The 16,539-nt window shown below is 72.6% G+C and carries 13 protein-coding genes; 9 read left to right on the top strand and 4 right to left on the bottom strand.

Annotation, left to right across the window (positions count from 1 at the left end; all coding sequences use genetic code 11):
• Positions 1–8: 8 nt before the first annotated feature.
• A complete protein-coding gene (locus tag ACZ6W9_RS16380) occupies positions 9–1,877 on the top strand; it encodes a serine/threonine protein kinase (RefSeq protein ID WP_470118384.1) in 1,869 nt (622 codons plus the stop codon).
• Between the two features lie 213 nt (positions 1,878–2,090).
• Positions 2,091–4,262 (top strand): N-6 DNA methylase, encoded by a 2,172-nt coding sequence (locus ACZ6W9_RS16385; RefSeq protein ID WP_389960144.1) that lies wholly within the window; start codon positions 2,091–2,093, stop codon positions 4,260–4,262.
• Positions 4,263–4,416: 154 nt separating this feature from the next.
• Here the strand turns inward: ACZ6W9_RS16385 and ACZ6W9_RS16390 are convergent, their stop codons facing one another.
• Genes ACZ6W9_RS16390 through ACZ6W9_RS16400 form a run of 3 tightly spaced genes read right to left on the bottom strand, consistent with a single transcriptional unit; the run spans position 4,417 to position 6,733 of the window.
• Positions 4,417–5,097, bottom strand: a complete 681-nt coding sequence (locus ACZ6W9_RS16390; RefSeq protein WP_389960146.1) for a GOLPH3/VPS74 family protein — start codon at positions 5,095–5,097, stop codon at positions 4,417–4,419.
• Positions 5,094–5,813, bottom strand: a complete 720-nt coding sequence (locus ACZ6W9_RS16395; protein WP_389960148.1) for an ABC transporter permease — start codon at positions 5,811–5,813, stop codon at positions 5,094–5,096. Before ACZ6W9_RS16395 ends, ACZ6W9_RS16390 begins: the two co-directional genes overlap by 4 nt.
• Before the next feature lie 26 nt (positions 5,814–5,839).
• Positions 5,840–6,733 (bottom strand): ABC transporter ATP-binding protein, encoded by an 894-nt coding sequence (locus ACZ6W9_RS16400; protein ID WP_470118386.1) that lies wholly within the window; start codon positions 6,731–6,733, stop codon positions 5,840–5,842.
• 107 nt (positions 6,734–6,840) lie between these two features.
• Between ACZ6W9_RS16400 and ACZ6W9_RS16405 the strand changes: the two genes are divergently transcribed.
• From ACZ6W9_RS16405 to ACZ6W9_RS16420, 4 genes are all read left to right on the top strand, one after another.
• Positions 6,841–8,013, top strand: coding sequence for a sensor histidine kinase (locus ACZ6W9_RS16405; RefSeq protein ID WP_470118388.1), 1,173 nt, complete (start codon positions 6,841–6,843; stop codon positions 8,011–8,013).
• Entirely contained in the window at positions 8,010–8,612 is a 603-nt protein-coding gene (locus ACZ6W9_RS16410) for a response regulator transcription factor (protein WP_389960154.1), read from the top strand. Before ACZ6W9_RS16405 ends, ACZ6W9_RS16410 begins: the two co-directional genes overlap by 4 nt.
• A 60-nt stretch (positions 8,613–8,672) precedes the next feature.
• Positions 8,673–9,851, top strand: coding sequence for an SGNH/GDSL hydrolase family protein (locus tag ACZ6W9_RS16415; protein ID WP_470118390.1), 1,179 nt, complete (start codon positions 8,673–8,675; stop codon positions 9,849–9,851).
• Between the two features lie 560 nt (positions 9,852–10,411).
• Positions 10,412–11,239 carry a lysostaphin resistance A-like protein gene (locus ACZ6W9_RS16420; protein WP_470118392.1) on the top strand — a complete coding sequence of 276 codons (828 nt, stop codon included), beginning with the start codon at positions 10,412–10,414 and terminating at the stop codon, positions 11,237–11,239.
• Between the two features lie 128 nt (positions 11,240–11,367).
• Here the strand turns inward: ACZ6W9_RS16420 and ACZ6W9_RS16425 are convergent, their stop codons facing one another.
• The gene (locus ACZ6W9_RS16425; protein ID WP_470118394.1) at positions 11,368–11,787 is read right to left on the bottom strand and encodes a PPOX class F420-dependent oxidoreductase; all 420 of its coding nucleotides are present in this window, start codon (positions 11,785–11,787) and stop codon (positions 11,368–11,370) included.
• A 461-nt stretch (positions 11,788–12,248) separates the two neighbouring features.
• Between ACZ6W9_RS16425 and ACZ6W9_RS16430 the strand changes: the two genes are divergently transcribed.
• The 3 genes from ACZ6W9_RS16430 (at position 12,249) to ACZ6W9_RS16440 (ending at position 16,384) form a co-directional block, all read left to right on the top strand.
• Complete coding sequence (locus tag ACZ6W9_RS16430) at positions 12,249–13,892, top strand: YncE family protein (RefSeq protein ID WP_470118396.1); 1,644 nt, start codon at positions 12,249–12,251, stop codon at positions 13,890–13,892.
• Positions 13,893–14,058: 166 nt separating this feature from the next.
• Positions 14,059–14,667 (top strand): DUF1643 domain-containing protein, encoded by a 609-nt coding sequence (locus tag ACZ6W9_RS16435; protein WP_470118398.1) that lies wholly within the window; start codon positions 14,059–14,061, stop codon positions 14,665–14,667.
• 130 nt (positions 14,668–14,797) lie between these two features.
• Positions 14,798–16,384: a serine/threonine-protein kinase gene (locus ACZ6W9_RS16440; RefSeq protein ID WP_470118400.1), complete on the top strand. Its 1,587-nt coding sequence runs from the start codon at positions 14,798–14,800 to the stop codon at positions 16,382–16,384.
• Positions 16,385–16,539: the final 155 nt, after the last annotated feature.

Genomic DNA, 16,539 nt, shown 5'->3' on the forward strand with positions numbered 1-16,539 from the left:
GAGGCCGCGTGCTGTCGCTGCTGTCAGGTGATCCACGCGAGATCGGCCCGTACCGGCTGGTGGGACGTCTCGGCGCGGGCGGCATGGGGGTCGTCTACGCGGGCGTCGACGACACCGGCCGCCGGGTGGCGGTCAAGCTCGTGCACGAGCCGCTCTCCGTCGACCTGGAGTTCCGCCGCCGCTTCAGCCGGGAGATCTCCGTGCTGGACGGGGTGGAGGGCGTCTGCCTGGCCCGGGTCCTCGGCTCCGATCCCGGTACCGAGCGCCCGTGGCTCGCCACCGAGTACATCCCCGGTCCCACGATCGAGCAGCACGTACGCGCCGGGGACCCGCTGTCTGGGGACGCCCTGTACGGCCTGGCCGCCGGGGTCGCCGAGGCGCTGGTGGCCATGCACGCGGCCGGCGTGGTCCACCGCGACCTCAAGCCGTCCAACGTGATCCTCGCCCCCGACGGGCCGCGGCTGATCGACTTCGGCATCGCCAAGGTGCTGGACGGCGGCACGGTGACGCACACCGGCACGCTCGTCGGCTCACCCGGCTGGATCAGTCCCGAGGAGTACGGCGAGGGCTCCGCGGGCACCCCGGCCGACGTGTACGGCTGGGCCCTGCTCGTGCTCTTCACCGTCACCGGCGAGCCCCCGTACGGCGCCGGCCGACCCGAGGTGCTCGCCTACCGCGTCCGCGAGGAGACGCCGGACACCGGGGCCGTCCCCGCCGACCTGCGCGACCTCGTCGAACGGGCGCTGGCCAAGGACCCCGCGGAACGGCCGGCCGCCGCCGAGGTCCTGGCCGGGGTCACCGACGCCTGGCGGAACCGGGCCGACGGCACGGCGGAGCCGGAGGCCGACGCCACGGCGATGATCCAGCGCACCTGGGTGCTGTCGCCCGGCGAGACGACGGAGTGGCCCGAGCCGCCCGCCGCGTCGCCGGCGACCGTGGCGGCCGCGCCGGTTCCGAAGGTTCCAGAGGTTCCGGCGGCTCCGGAGGTCAAGGCGCTTCCGGCTGGCGACTCCGCCGAGATCGCGCGCGGGCGTTCCGGGCCGTCGTGGGTGCACGCCTACATCGCCACGGCGGCGGCCGCTGCCCTGGTGGCGGTCACCGCGATCATCGCCGCCGCGGCGACCTCGTCCCCGGCGGAGCCCCTCCGGGAACGCTCCAATGAGACGACCGCCGGACCGAAGGCACTCGCCCAGTTCGCGGCCACGACTCCGCCCGCGCCGGTTTCAGGCTCCCCGACTCCGGCGACAGCACAGCAGACCTCGACCGGGGCGACGGAGAAGGCCCGGACGGTCCCGCGCTCCGGCGGTGAGGCCGTCTCCTTCCGGGGAATCGCGATGACGTTGCCGAAAGGATGGCGGCTGCTGCGCGTCCGCAAGGACCTGGCCTGCATCGAGTCGCCTAACGCGCGGGGGAGCAGCGGCCCGTGGGAACTCGCCTGCCGCCCCGACGCCATGGTGCTGGAGACCGGTTCCGGTCCCGACTCCTGGCCGGGCCGCTCCATCGACGACCCCTATTCGGGCTGGGCGATCGGTGACCCCGCGCCGTGCCTGGCCGGCGGTTCCGTGTTCCGCGATCCCAACGGCTCCTACGACGACCAGGACATCGGGGAGTTCGGTCTCTACTACGGCGTCTACGGGGACGGCGCCCGCCTGCGTCGTTCCAGCCTGGCCCGCATGTCGGACGGCAGGAAGGCCGCCTACCGGGAATGGTCGATCCCCTGCATGGTCAACATCGAGTACACGATGAAGATCTGGCATCTCCCCAAGTCGAAGGTCTCGTTCTACGTGCTCAGCGCGCGCCCGGAGGACGCTGCGGGCTACCGGCGGATCATCTCCTCGGTTGATCTGTCCGGATATCGCTACGCGGCACCATTGTGAGGCGGATTCGCGGTATGAAACGCGTATGAGACGCCGCGGGGGCCGACCGGCCCCGCCCGCCTTCGAACCACCTACCGGGCGCGGGACCACGGCCCCGACCTGCCCGCGGACGCCACCTCCCCCTGGCATGATCGACCGGCATCTCTACACTGACCCCGTGCGAGACATACGGCGGCCATCCGGTGTGCCGGTGCGGAGAAGGTGAGATCGCCGATGCGGGACAGCGCCACGGTGGCGGCGGCCGACATCGCCCGGCTGGCGGGGGTCGGCCGAGCCGCCGTCAGCAACTGGCGAAGACGCTTCGAGGACTTCCCCGCCCCGGTCGGCGGGACGTCGAGCAGTCCTTTGTTCTCCCTGACCGAGGTGGAGGAGTGGCTGCGCCGCCAGGGCAAGCTGGCGGAGGTTCCGCTCGGCGAACGCGTCTGGCAGGAGCTGCGGGCCGACGTCGAGGACCTCCGCCTCGCCGAGGCCGTCGGCCGGGTCGGCGCGTTCCTGCTCTTCCTCGACCGGTCCCCGAAGACGTGGGCGAAGCTCGCGAGGAAGGACGACGACGCGCTGTCCGAGTCGCTCGCCGCCGAACTCGACATGGACGACCTTCCCGAGCCGACGGGTGCTCCGTCTGTCGCGGTCGCCGTCCAGTTGCTGCGCTCCGTCGCCGAGCTGGCCGCCGGGCAGGGCGCCGCCGCGACCTTCGACTTCCTCTGCGAGCGCTACCTCGACGCCCACTCCCGGCGCGTCGTGACGCTGTCACCCGAGGTCGCGGACCTCATGACGAGCCTGTCCGCCGCCGGGGACGGCACCGTCCTCGACCCGCTGTGCGGTCTCGGCACACTTCTGCTGTCGGCCGCCGCCTCGGGCGCGACCGCCCTCTCCGGTCAGGAACGGGACGAGCACGCCGCCCGCATCGCCGCCGTACGGCTCCTGCTGCACGGCCACCCCGCGACGGTCCGCGTCGGTGACGCCCTGCGCGACGACCGTTTCCCCTCCCTCCAGGCCGACGCCGTCGTCTGCGGCCCGCCCTTCGCCGAACGCGCCTGGGGCTACGAGGAACTGTCCGGAGACGTCCGCTGGCAGTACGGCCTGCCCCCGCGCGGCGAGCCGGAGCTGCCCTGGGTCCAGCACGCGCTGTTCCACCTCAAACCCGGCGGCCATGCCGTGGTGCTGATGCCCTCCGCCGCCGCCGACCGCCGCTCCGGCCGCCGCATCCGCGCCCAGCTCCTGCGCGCGGGCGCGCTGCGCGCCGTGGTCGCCCTGCCCGCCGGGGCCGCCCCGAACGCCCTCGGCTCACCCCACCTGTGGATCCTGCGCCGACCCGAACCCGGCGACCCGATCCCGTCCCACGTTCTGATGATCGACGCCGCCGACCTGCCCTGGCCCCGGGTACGGGAGACCGTCCTGGACGGCTGGCGGTCCTTCACCGGCGTCCCCGGGGAAACCGCGGACGAGCAGGGGGAAGCGGGTCCCCGGGCAGCCGCGGCTGGGCGGGGAGGACCGGGTCTCGGGGGGACCGCTGAAACACAGGTGGGCGCGGACATCCAGATGGGCGCGGACACGCCGGGAGCCGTACCGCTCATCGAGCTGCTGGACGAGGACGTCGACCTGACCCCCGCCCGCCACGCCACCGTCCGCTCGGCCGCGAGCACCGGCCAGGAGTTCACCACCGCGCTCGACGCGCTGGCCGCCTCCGCCGCCGCGCTCCAGCGGGCCGCCGAGGACCTGCGCGCACTCACCGCGTCGGCGGACGAGCTGCCCAGGACCACGGTCGCCGAGCAGGTCAGGGCGGGCGCGATCGTCGTCTGCCAGGCGCCCCGCGGCGAGCCCGGCGCGGTCGCCGTTCAACAGGCGCCTCCCGGTGAGCCCGGCGCGGACATGGTTCCGGTGCTGACCGTGGACGACGTGATCGCCGACCGCCCGCCCACCGGCCGCGCCGCGCCCGCCCCCGTCGCGTCCGCCCCTGCCCCTGTCACGTCCGGCTCCTCGACCACGTCCGCCCCCGGCGTTGTCGTCCTCGAACCCGGCGACGTCGTCGTACCGGCCGGAAGCCGGGTCCTCGCCGCCCGTGTCGTCACCGAGGGCGGCGCGTTGCTGGGCCCCGGCCTGCACCTGCTGCGTCCCGACCTCGAACGGATCGACCCCGACTGCCTCGCCGGCTTCCTCCGGATCGCCGGCTCCCAAGGCCCTCGGCGCGGCCAGACCGGCGGCTCCCGCTCCGACATCCGCCGCGTGGAGCTGCCCCGCCTGCCCCTGGCCGAGCAGCGCCGCCTCGGTGACGCCTTCCGGCGGCTGGCCGCCGTGGAGACTGCGGCGTCCGGCCTGGCGGAACAGGGCTCGGCCCTGGTACGGCTGGCCCTCCAGGGCCTCGGCGACGGCACCCTCCGCGGCTGACCGCCTCTTCGGGGTCGGCCCATGCCGCCCCGTGACGCCCGGCTTTTTCCGGCCCGTCCCGATTCCGCGGCCTCAGGCTCGGCTGCCGTCCTCGTGCTCGCCCCAGCCGGGCCGCGGCCCACCCCCTGTGGTGCCGGCCGGTGGCGCCGGCGCACTAGCTCGGAGGAAGCACGGCGACGGCCACGACGACGCTGTTGACGACCGTGGCCGTCACGGTGCGGTTCACGGCCTCCGCCGCGGCGTGGGCGCCCCAGTCGCCGCGCTCGAGCTCCTCGGCCCGCTCGATCACGGCTGACGTCCAGGGGATCTCGGGGTGGAACCGCGGAAGCGTCCCGCTCGCCGAGAGCAGCGCCGCGAGCGCGGCCACGCGGGCCGACGGCTCCGTGCCGTCCACGAGGACCCGCCGGACATCGGCGAGGAGACGGGCTCGTCGCCCGGTCCCGCCGTCCCGGAGGGCCGTCGTACGGAACAGGCCGAGCAGCCTGTGCGGCTCCCGGTCGATGTCGCCTCGTCTGACGAGCCTCTCCAGCACCGGTTCGCGCAGGGCGGGGCCGATCGCCGCGAGCGCCGCCTGCACCCCCCGCGGCTTCTCGGACAGGTGGTCCCACGCCGGGCGGAGGAGATCATCCGAGGGCGGGTGACCCTCCGTGCCCCTGACCCGGTCGCGGGCCTCCACGGTCAGGTGGCCGCCGAGGGCGAGGTCGGCGAGCACGGCTCCGCCGAGGACGTAGAAGAGCGTGTTCTCACCCGCGATGGTCCCGGACCCGGGCTGGAACAGCAGGAGCAGGAGGTCTTCCGCCAGGGCCGGGACGGCCGGCGGGGATTCGGCGGTCATCGGCGGGGCTCCCAGCGGAAGAGGCGGGTGGCGAGGACGACGGCGACGACGACCCAGCCCAGGGTGGGCGCGAGCAGGAGCAGGGAGTCGGCCACGGCGACGCCGCCGTTCCAGGCGTTCACGGTCAGTTCGGTGGCCGCGCCGCCGGGCAGCAGCCGTTTGAGCCAGGTGAGGTCCGCGGTGCCGCTGATGCCCACCCAGCTCGCCACGGCGATCACGCCGAGGGTGACCGGCAGGGTGGTGACCTGGGCGTGTTCGGGGGAGTTGGTCAGCCCGGCGGTGGCCAGGGCCAGTCCGACCATCATGGCCAGGGCCGCGAGCGCCGCCGCCACGAGCAGGGCGACGTCGGCCGGTCCACCGGCGACCACGGCCAGGGCGATCAGGATCGCGGTCACCTGGATCACGGCCAGCACGGTGACGGGCAGCAGCAGGCCGGTGAGGATGCCGGCGTCGCCGGCGGCGGTGGAGCGCAGCCGCTTGAGGAAGAGGTTCTGGCGCCGGGAGGCCAGGGTGGTGACGGCGGTGGTGTAGAGCCCGAACGCGGTCACGGTGAAAAGCACGATCGCCGCGATGTAGCCGAGGCTGCCGATGGCTGTGAAGGTCTCGTGCTGGCGGACGAAGAGCACGCAGACGGCCACGGGGATGATGAGGCTCGTGATCAGCACGAGCCGGTTCCTGAAGATCTGGACCAGTTCGCTGGACGCGATGGACAACACGGTGAGGCTCCTTCCCGAAGGACGAATCAGTGGTCGATGGCCCGGAACACGTCGTCTAGCCGGGTCGGCCCGGCCTCCAGGTCCCGCAGCTCCACCGCGTGCTCCTCCGCCCACCCCAGCAGAAGGTGCAGGTCCTTCTGCAGTTCGAAGGTCTCGACCACGACCCTCCCGTCCGCGTCGGCGACGGCCCGCACCGGCGGCGACGGCATCGGCGCCGGTGACGGCGACGGGAGGGAGAAGCGGATGACGGCCGGCAGGGTGCGGGTCAGCTCGGAGACGGTTCCCTCCCGGCGGAAGGTCCCCTCGTGCATCAGCCCGATCCGGTCGGCGCGCTGCTGCGCCTCCTCCAGATAGTGGGTGGTGAGCACGATGGTCGCGCCGTTCTCGCGCAGCCGGTCCACGGTCGCCCACACGGCGTCGCGGGAGGAGATGTCCAGGCCGGTGGTCGGCTCGTCCAGGAAGATCAGCTCCGGGGTGCCGTAGACGGCGGTGGCGAAGTCCAGCCGTCGTTTCTCCCCACCGGACAGCTGGGACACGCGCCGACCGGCCCGGCCGGTGAGGTCGACCAGGTCGAGCACCCGGTCGACGTCGTCGGCGCGCCGGGTGAGCCGGCCGATCAGCCGGACGGACTCGCGGACGGTGAGGTCAGGGGAGAAACCGCTCTCCTGGAGCATGACGCCCATCCGTGAACGAACCGCTCGCCGGTCACCGGGGTCGTGCCCGAAGACGCGTACGGTGCCCGAGGTCGGCGCGCGGTGCCCCTCGACGGTCTCTAGCGTCGAGGTCTTCCCGGCCCCGTTGGTGCCCAGCAGAGCGTAGAGCTCCCCGGGCCGCACCTCGAAGGACAGATCCTTCACTGCGTGGAAGTCACCGTAGGTCACGTTCAGCCGGTCGACCTCGATGACGGGCGTGGTAGACATGTACCCATGACAGCGGGTACGCACGCGACGCGTCAGTGGCGCGGTGTCACGACCGCATGTGACGTGGTGTCACTGGTCATGGCCGGTGGGAGCCGGAAACTGGGGTCGTGACCGAACGACCACCGCGTTTCACCGAGTCGACGCAGGGACGACTGCGCCGCCTCAACCTGGCGACGTCCCTGCCACCGGTCGTGTTCGCCGCCGTGTTCCTGCTCTACACCGACACGCATGCCTGGTGGCACCTCGCCGTCCTGGCGCCGGGCGCCGTGGCGGCCGTGGTGGCCTTCGAACGATGGACGGCGGACGACCTGGCGCGGGTGGCGCTTCCCTGCATGATCGTCGCGGCGGTGGTGTGGCCGCTGGGGGTGCTGGTGACCGGCAGCCCCAACGCGTACTGGGGGGTCTGCGCCGTGGGCTCCTTCTCACTGCGCGAGGTCCGGCGGCGTCGAGGGCCGGCGGCGGCCGGTCTGTTCGCCTACGTCGCCGCCGTCGGCGCGGCCCGGCTGCTCGTGCAGCGGGACGACGTCCGCGAGGTCCTGGTCGTCTACGCCCTCGTCCCGACCGTGCTCACCGCGCTGGTGATGCTCATGACGGCGGTGGGAGAGCGGTTCTACGACCTCATCCGGGAGCTCGAACAGACCCGGGAGCGCGAGGCGGAGCTGGCCGTGGTCCGGGAGCGGTTCCGGTTCGCCAGCGACCTGCACGACATCCAGGGCCACACTCTGCACGTGGCCAAGCTGAAGATAGCCCTGGCCCGGAGACTGCTGCCCCACGACACCGCGCGGGCGGACAAGGAGCTGCGGGAGACGTACGCGCTGGTCAGCGAGACCATCGCGCAGACCAAGGAACTCGCGCACGCCCAACGGAGGCTCAACCTCACCGCGGAGATCGAGAACGCGAAGAACCTGTTCGAGGCCGCCGGCATCCGGGTCCGGGTGACCCGGGAGGCCGAAACCGACTCCCGCGTCGGTGAGCTGCTCGGCCAGGTGCTGCGGGAGACGACCACCAACATCCTGCGCCACGCGCAGGCCACCCAGGTGCGGATCACGCTCGCCGAGTCGGGCATCACCATCGTCAACGACGGCGTGACCGCCACGACGCCCCCCGAGCTCAGGGGGCTGGCGGTGCTGCGGCGACGGGTGGCGGGCGACGGGGGCGAGCTGACCGTGGAACAGACCGGCGAGCGGTTCCTGACGGCGGCGGTCTTCCCGCCCGTCCGTGCCGGCGCGGCGCCGGAGGTATCAGCGGCCCCGGCGGCCCCGGGGGAGAACGGCCGATGACCACCATCGTGCTCGCCGACGACGAGGCGCTGCTGCGCACGGCCCTGGCCGCGCTGCTGCCGATGGAGGGCGACATCACCGTCCTCGCCGAGGCGCAGGACGGCCGGACGGCGATCGACGCCACCCTGCGGCACCGGCCCGACGTGCTGGTCATCGACCTGGAGATGCCGGGCGTGGACGGCCTCGGCGCGGTCGCCGAGATCCGCCGCGCCCACCCGGAACAGGTGGTCCTCATGCTGACCCGGCACGCCCGCCCCGGCGTGCTGCGCAAGGCGTTGAGGCTCGGCGTCCAGGGCTTCGTCAGCAAGTCCGCGGAACCGGCCCACATCGTCTCGGTCATCGCCACCCTGCACGCGGGCAGACGCTGGATCGACTCGGACGTGTCCGCGCTCGCCGTCACCGACGACTGCCCCCTGACCGACCGTGAGGCCGACGTGCTGCGGGTCACCGGCGAGGGCTACTCGGTGGTCGACATCGCCGCCCGGCTCCACCTTGCGCCGGGCACCGTACGCAACTACCTCTCCAACGCCATGCGCAAGACCCAGACCCGGACCCGCCACGACGCGGCCCGCTACGCCCGCGAACACGACTGGCTGTGACGGGCGATCCCGCGGGTATCCGCCGTGGGACCGTACGACACCGATCGATGGACCGAGGACATGACCACCACCTGGATCACCACGCCGATCAGCACGGACATCCTGCGCGGCGCGCTCGACCTGCAGCGCACCGCCCGCGGCCTGCTGCCGCACCGGCTGCCCGCGTGGGCCCGCGCCCAGTACACCGACGGGCAGCTCGCCATGGTGGAGGCCCAGCCCGCCGGCGTACGGCTGGCCTTCCGCACCCGGGCCACCGCGGTCGAACTCGACACGCTGCCCACCCGGCACACCTACACCGGCCTGCCGCCCCGCCCGGACGGCGTCTACGACCTGCTCGTCGACGGCCACCTGACCGACCAGGCCGGGGTGACCGGCGGCGACACGGTGACCATCGACATGGCCGCCGGGACCGCCGACCACCGGTCCGGCCCACCCGGCACCGTCCGCTTCACCGGCCTGCCCGACCGGGTGAAGGACCTCGAGATCTGGCTGCCGCACAACGAGACCACCGAACTCGTCGCCCTGCGCACCGACGCCCCGGTCGAACCCGTACCGGAACGGGGCCGCAGGGTCTGGCTGCACCACGGCAGCTCCATCAGCCAGGGTTCCAACGCGACCAGCCCCACCGCCACCTGGCCGGCCGTGGCCGCCTCCCTCGGCGATGTCGAGCTGGTCAACCTCGGCTTCGGCGGCAGCGCGCTGCTCGACCCGTTCACCGCCCGCACCATGCGGGACATCCCGGCCGACCTCATCAGCGTGAAGATCGGTATCAACCTGGTCAACGCCGACCTGATGCGGCTCCGCGCCTTCACCCCGGCCGTGCACGGCTTCCTCGACACCATCCGCGACGGCCACCCCACCACGCCGCTGCTGGTCGTCTCACCCATCCACTGCCCCATCCACGAGGACACCCCGGGGCCCGGCGCGTTCGACCCCGCCGCCTTCAGCGCCGGACAGGTGAGCTTCATGGCCACCGGCGATCCGGCGGAGCGGGCGAACGGGAAGCTGACCCTCGGCGTCATCCGCGACGAACTGGCACGGATCACCGCCCAGCGGGCGGCCGGCGACCCGAACCTGCATCACCTCGACGGCCTGGACCTCTACGGCGAGGCCGACTTCGCCGAACTGCCGCTGCCCGACCGGCTCCACCCGGACACCGCCGCCCACCGGCGCATCGGCGAACGCTTCGCCGAGCGGGCGTTCACCGCCGGCGGCCCCTTCGCGGGGCACGGCTCCTGACCGGCCCCCGGCCCCCGGCCCGCTCCGAGCCGGGGCGGGCCGTGAGCCGGTCGGGCCGGCGCGCTCGGCCTTGCCGTCCGCATTGGGGAACTCCCCGGTGTCTCCTGACGACCAGGCCAGCCGCATCGGGGAACTCCCCGGTGGCCGACGCCGGGCGGGTCTCCCGTCGTGCCCGGCGCGGAATGTCACGGCGAGGTGGTGACGTGGTGACACTGCCCGGAGGGACGCGGTGAGCGTTGCAATGGAGGGCATGTTCACCCCGCGGGGCATCGACCTCGCGATCCGGGTGTGAGCACCGATGTGCCCGCCTGGACGGACGTCATGGTCACCGGTGGCGGCGCTCTCCGGCGTGCGCCCAGGAGGCATGGCGTTTCGCCCGCGGGCCCACCTGCCGGCGCAAGCCCGAGAGGAATCCCCCGATGCACGCACCACGACCCGACGGACCCGGAGACGCGACGGGTCACCCGATCCCATCCGACGCGGGACGTTCGCGTCTCCTGACGCCGGAGCGTTCCCGGCCGGCCGTCGACGGCTCCCGGCCGTTCGGCGCCCATCTCCGCATGAGCCGGTGGAAGCCGCTCGTGGTCATCATCGGGTCGCCGCTGCTGCTGCTGGTCCTCCAGGTGCTTCTCTACCAGGTCGTAGGCGTCCTCGAGGGCAGCGACGACCCGATGGCGCCCGCCTTCACACCGCTGAAGTTCCTGGCCGTCAACCTGAGCACGGGCGTGACGGGCGTGCTGACGATCCTGCTCCTGGCGTGGCTGGCCAAGGTGCCGTGGCGCAGCCTGATCAGTTTCCCGCGGGCCTTCGACACCCGCCGCCTGACGTACTACCTGATGGGCGCGGTGCCGCTGGTGGGCGCGGTGATCGGCGTCGTGGCGCTGATCGCGCCGGACTCGCCGGGCTGGACCGCCTTCGGCGTCACCGGCACGACGATCGTCATGCTGGTCATCGTGGTGCTGAGCACCCCGATGCAGACCGCCGGCGAGGAGCTGATGTTCCGAGGCGCCATGCTGCCCGCCGCCGCGTCCTGGGTGCGTGCGGTGCGCCCGGCCATGGCCGTCGGACTCGTGATCTCCAGCCTGGCCTTCGCGGCGAGCCACGGGTCGGCCGACCCCTGGCTGGCCGGTTACTACGCCGTGTTCGCCGTCAGCACCGGCCTGATGGCGATCATCAGCCGGGGCCTCGAAGCGTCCATCGCCTTCCACACCGCCAACAACGTCCTGTGGACGGCCGTCAACACGCTGATGGCGGACGGCGAGGCCTTCGCGATCGACCGGTCCGCCGGCAGCGGCGGCCCGTCCGTGCTGATCCTCGCCGTCGCGAACATCGGCATGGTGGCGTTCGTCTGGCGGCGTGAGCGGCGGCTCCGGCGGGAAGCCGCCTGACTCCATCGGGGCGGGACGTCCGTCCGCAGTCGGCCCGGGGAGAAGGTGGCGCGGCCTACCGACAGGTGGCCGGGTGCGCCGCCCGGCCCCATCGCCCGGGGTTTCTGTGAGGAACGGCGCCGCGGCCGTCAGGCCTGGCTGCTGTCCTTGTGCTCGCCCCAGCCGTGCCAGCGGTCCACCTCGATCCAGGCGCTGACCCGCTTGCGGTCCCGCCGCGGGTACGGGTTGCCCCCGTAGTGCGTCGACAGCCGGTCGATGTCCTTCAGGCCCTCGTCGTCACGCATCTCGACGACGTGCCCGATGATGCTGACGTGGGTGTACCAGTTGCCCTCGTCGAGCACGGTGAGCGTCACCCGGGGGTCGTTGCGCAGGTGGTCCAGCCGCTTGCGGCCCTCGTCCATGTTGACCAGGATCCGGCCGTCGTCCTCCCAGAGGTACCAGGTGGCCGTGGACACGGGCTGGCCGTCGGACCGTAGCGTCGCGATGACGGCGGGGTTCGGCTTCTTCAGCATCTCGACGACGCCCTCGGGAAGCGGCGGGTTCGACATGGCTCTCCTCGTTCGGCTCGGCGTCCCCGAGGTGTTACGGGTGACGCGGGTGTGATTCATGAGAAGTATGTCCACAGCGTCACGTCGGAATCCGCCGGAGGCCCACGCCTCGCCGTACGCGTGCCGATGCTGAGACGGTCCGGCGCACCCGGGGAGACCAGAGGCGCGGCCGGATCGTCGCTCCACGGTCCGGCAGGTGTCTCGACGCGACCGGCATCAACGTCGCCGACGGCACCCGGTGACGGATCTGGACCGCGACGGTACCGACCGGCACTGGACATGTGGCTGAGCGAGGGGTCCCTTGCGCACGGCAGGCCCTGTCTTCCCCCAAGAACGCGCTTCCCCGACCAGGACGGAGCGTTCTTGATCACGGTTTGGTCTCGCGCAATCGGCTGATCTTGACGGGATGGAGATCATGGGAGGTTATTAGAACACACGTTCCCATCTGTGCAGGAGGTCTTGTGCGCCACCCACTGGTTCGTCGATTAGTCGCTCACTGCGGCGTCGCCGGTCTGATCACCGGCCTTCTCACCGGTCTGCTCACCGTCGCGGCCCCCGCCGCCTCGGCAGCCGACATCACGACCGACCTCGGGGTGACCTTCGACTCCTACACCGCCGACCTGGCCGTCGGCGGCGGCCGGGTGTTCGTCTCCGCCACCGATCGGATCATCGTGGCCGGCACCGACGGAAACCTCACCGGCGGTGTCGTCACCGGCCTGTCCGACGTCCGCGAGCTGGCCATGAACGCGGACGCCACCCGCCTGTACGCGGCGCTCACCGGCTCGAACGAGGTGGCCGAGATCGACACCGCGAGCCTCGCCGTCACCCGGCGGATCGACCTTTCAGCTCACCCGTGCCCGTCCACCCTGGCCCTGCTGGGCGAGCGACTGTGGGTGGGGTACGGATGCGACGATCCCGGCGGCGTCGTCGGCCTGGACCTGAGCGTGGCCGTACCGACACCGACGGCGGTCGGGGGCGAGCACCTGAGCGCTCCCGTGCTCGCGGCCGCCGGCGACACGCTCGTGGTCGGCCGGACCGGCCTGCACCACGCCGACATGCTCGTCTATGACATCGGCGGCGGCACCCCGGAGCTGCGCGGCACGATCGACGGCACGAAGTGGCGCATGGACTACCTGCGCGACCTCGCCCTGACCTCCGACGGCGCCACCCTGTACTCCGCGGCCGACGGTCCCGGCCGCTTCAACAGGTACGACACCCGGACCCTGGCGGTGACCGGCACCTACGGCGACGGCTGGGACGGGTACCCCTCGGCCGTGGCGCTCGGCTCGGACGGCGCCTACGTCGCCGCGGGACGCCAGTACGGCAGCACCGACCTCACGCTCTACGACGCCGCGACCGGCGCGAAGCTGTTCGCGGCCGACAAGCCGGACGCCGAACTGCTCCCGGACGGTGTCGCGTTCTCCGGCTCGGACGTCTTCGCGCTGCTGCGCAATTCCGCGGACCGGCTGCTGCTGTGGCGGGTGACGGGCGTCGCGCTGCCGGCGTCCACTCTGAAGGTGACGGCCCCGGCGCGCGAGTTCATCGGCTCGCCGGTCACCGTCGAGGGGCGGCTCACTCGCGCCGACGGCAAGGCGCTCGGGCTCAGGCCGATCGCGGTGACCCGGCGCTCGGTCGAGGGGAGGAAGGATCCGATCGCCGGCGTGACGACTCGGAAGGACGGCACGTTCACCTTCCAGGACACGCCGCCGGAGGTCGGTGAGGTGACCTACCAGGTGTTCTGGGACGGCGACGACAGCTACCGCCGGAGCGACGCCTCCGTCACCGTGATGATCAGGCACGTGTCCACCCTCACCATGGACGGGCCGCAGTCGGGTGTCGCCGGCACGCCCGTCACACTGACCGGCGTGCTGACGGCGGGTGACCATCCGCCCGTGAGGGCCACGCTCACCGTGCAACGCAGCGTGTACGTCGACGGCGTCAGCGGTAAAAGCGTCACGCTGCCGCCGGTGAGCGTGAACGACGACGGCACGTACACGTTCACCGACACGCCCGCCGTCGCCGGCAGGTACGACTACCTCGCGATGTGGTCGGGGGAGGCCACAGCCGGACCGGCCAAGGCCACCCACCGGATCACGGTCGAGTGACCTGAAGGCCGTGCCCGGCCATCGGGCCGGGCACGGCCGTGGGCGCGTTCCCGGTGAAAGCCGGTGCGCGCTCGCTCACCGAGGGCGTGCCGGGCCGGTAACAAGATCGGAAGACCCGGTGGCGCGGTAAGGTCCTGGAACCCCCCGTAGACCAGGAGAGACCCACGTGCAGGCTGAGGAGAGCCCCGGTTCCCGGACGCTGTGCGCGATCCTGCTGAACCCCGCCCTCCGCCCGGCCACGGAGACCATCTCGTTCCGCAACCTGGGCTGTGCCCTTCCCCTCGTGGGGTGCGACCGGCTCCGGCTGGCCAACCTGCTGGACGTCCCCTCCAAGGACCAGACCCAGCTCGCCGTCCTCCCGATCGGGGAGCCGGAGGTGACCCGGTCCCGGGCCCTGCTCGCCGAGGCGCTGCGGGGAGCCGACGAGGTCCTGTTCGCCTGGGGATCGAACCGGGTCAGCGGCCGTACGGGCGCGGTCCTGCGGGAACAGGTGGCCTGGCTGCGCCGGCACCTCGAGACGTCGGGCGTCCGCCGGGCGTGGATGGTGGCGGGCACGCCACGGCACCCCTCCCGCTGGCGGCAGTACGTGGGGCCGGAGAAGGCCCGCGTGCAGGGCAGCACCTTCGAGGACCGGCTGGCGAAGGTGCTCGCCGCGCACCACCTCGACGCCCCGAGTCTGACCCGAACCCCGGACTCACTCGAAGCTCCGCACCCGGTCGGGGCCGCGCCTCCGCTCGAAGCTCCGATCCTCATCGGAGTCGAAGCCCCTCACTGAGGGGGCCCGCTCCAGAAGCAGGGGCTTCTGTCCGGTTCCGGACATACTTCGGTGTCATGCCTGATAAGTCCCTGCGATCGGCGCGATCATCGGTGTAACTTTGCCGGATGGCGAGGCTCCGGGAGGGCTGGTGACGGCGGGACGCACGGTCGTCGGCGACCGCTACGAGCTGGACCCCCTTCCCCTCGGCCGGGGCGGGATGGGCGAGGTCCACGGCGGCTACGACCAGAAGCTCGACCGCAGGATCGCGGTCAAGCTGATCCGCTTCCCCTACGGGCAGCCCGACGAGGCCCTGGTGAAGCGCTTCGTCCACGAGGCGCGGATCATGGCCAAGCTGGAGCACCCCGGCATGCCCGCCATCCACGACGTGGGCGTCCACGACGATCCGCGCGTCGGGCCCCGGCCGTTCATGGTGATGCAGTTCGTCGAGGGCGCCACGCTGGACCACGTCCTGGGGGAGCACGAGACGCTTCCCGTCGGGTGGGCCACCGGGATCGCCGCGCAGGTCGCGGCCGTGCTCAGCGCCGCCCACGCCCGGGGCGTCCTGCACCGGGACCTCAAGCCGTCGAACCTCATGATCTGCCCGGAGGGCACCGTCAAGGTGCTCGACTTCGGCCTGGCCATGTTCCACGACCCCGAGCTGTCCCGGCTCACTCGCACCGGGACCGTCATGGGAACCCCCTCCTACATGTCGCCGGAGCAGGCCCAGGGGGCGGCGGTGGGCCCGCAGAGCGACCTGTACTCCCTCGGCCTCGTCCTGCACGAGATGCTCACCGGGGAGCGGGTGTTCGACGGGGCGACCGAGTACCGGATCCTGGAACGGCAGGTCCACGAGCCCGCCCCGCCGGTGCACGACGGACGTCCCGACGTGCCCGGAGAGCTGGACCGCCTCGTCCTGCGGCTGCTGGTGAAGCGCGCCGAGGACCGCCTCGCACGGGCGGAGGAGGTCCACCGGGCGCTGCTGCCCTTCGCGACCGGCCTGCGGCCGCTGCTCGGGGTGGTGAGCCCCGGCCCCAGCCCGCTGCGGATGTACGCCGAGGCCGTCGGCCGGGTCCTCGACGGCGTGGACCCGCGTCCCACTCCCGCCCCCGAACCGCGCTCCGACCTCGACTCCGGCCAGTCGCAGTCGGCCCGGCAGCCCGGCCCAGGTGACGCGGCCTTCGACCGGGACTCCCTCTCCCGGGCGCGCGGCGAGGCCGAGGCCCTGGCCGGGGCGTCGCGGTACGGCCAGGCGGTCGAGGTGCTCGACGCCGCCGTCTCCTCCGCCGGGCGGACGCTGGACCCGCTGGACGAGGAGGTCCTCGCCCTGCGTCTGCGCCTGGCCGAGGCGCTCTTCGAGGGCGGCGACTATCGCCGGGCGGCGCCCGCCTTCGGTGAGCTGCACCGCGACCTGGCCCGCCGGTACGGCCCGCACGACGAGCGGGCCCTGCACTGCCGCCGCCAGGAGGCGACCTGCCAGGCCCTCATGGGCGAGACCGGCGGCGCGCTGGAGCGGCTGCGGCGCCTGCTGATCGACGTCCAGGCCGTCCACGGCCGCACCGACACGCGTCCGCTGGGGCTGCGGCGGCAGATCGGCCTGCTGGAGCTGGGCGCGGGCGACACCGACCGGGCTCACCGCACGCTCTCGGCGCTGCTGGAGGACCTCGTCGAGCTCCACGGGCCGGAGCATCCCGACGCGGTGAAGGTCCGGGAGAGCCTCTCCCGTCTCGCTCTGTGATCACAGGGTAACGCCACCTCTTCGACATTCAGGCGACGTGAATTTGATACACACAAACTTATTGTGTGAGTTGAAAGTTTGATCTATGTTTGACCCGTCCTTGGGGAATCTAACACGCCCCCATGGCTGCAAGTGGATCATGCGCGAAAGTTGCT

This window comes from Streptosporangium sp. NPDC053982 (assembly GCF_055585205.1).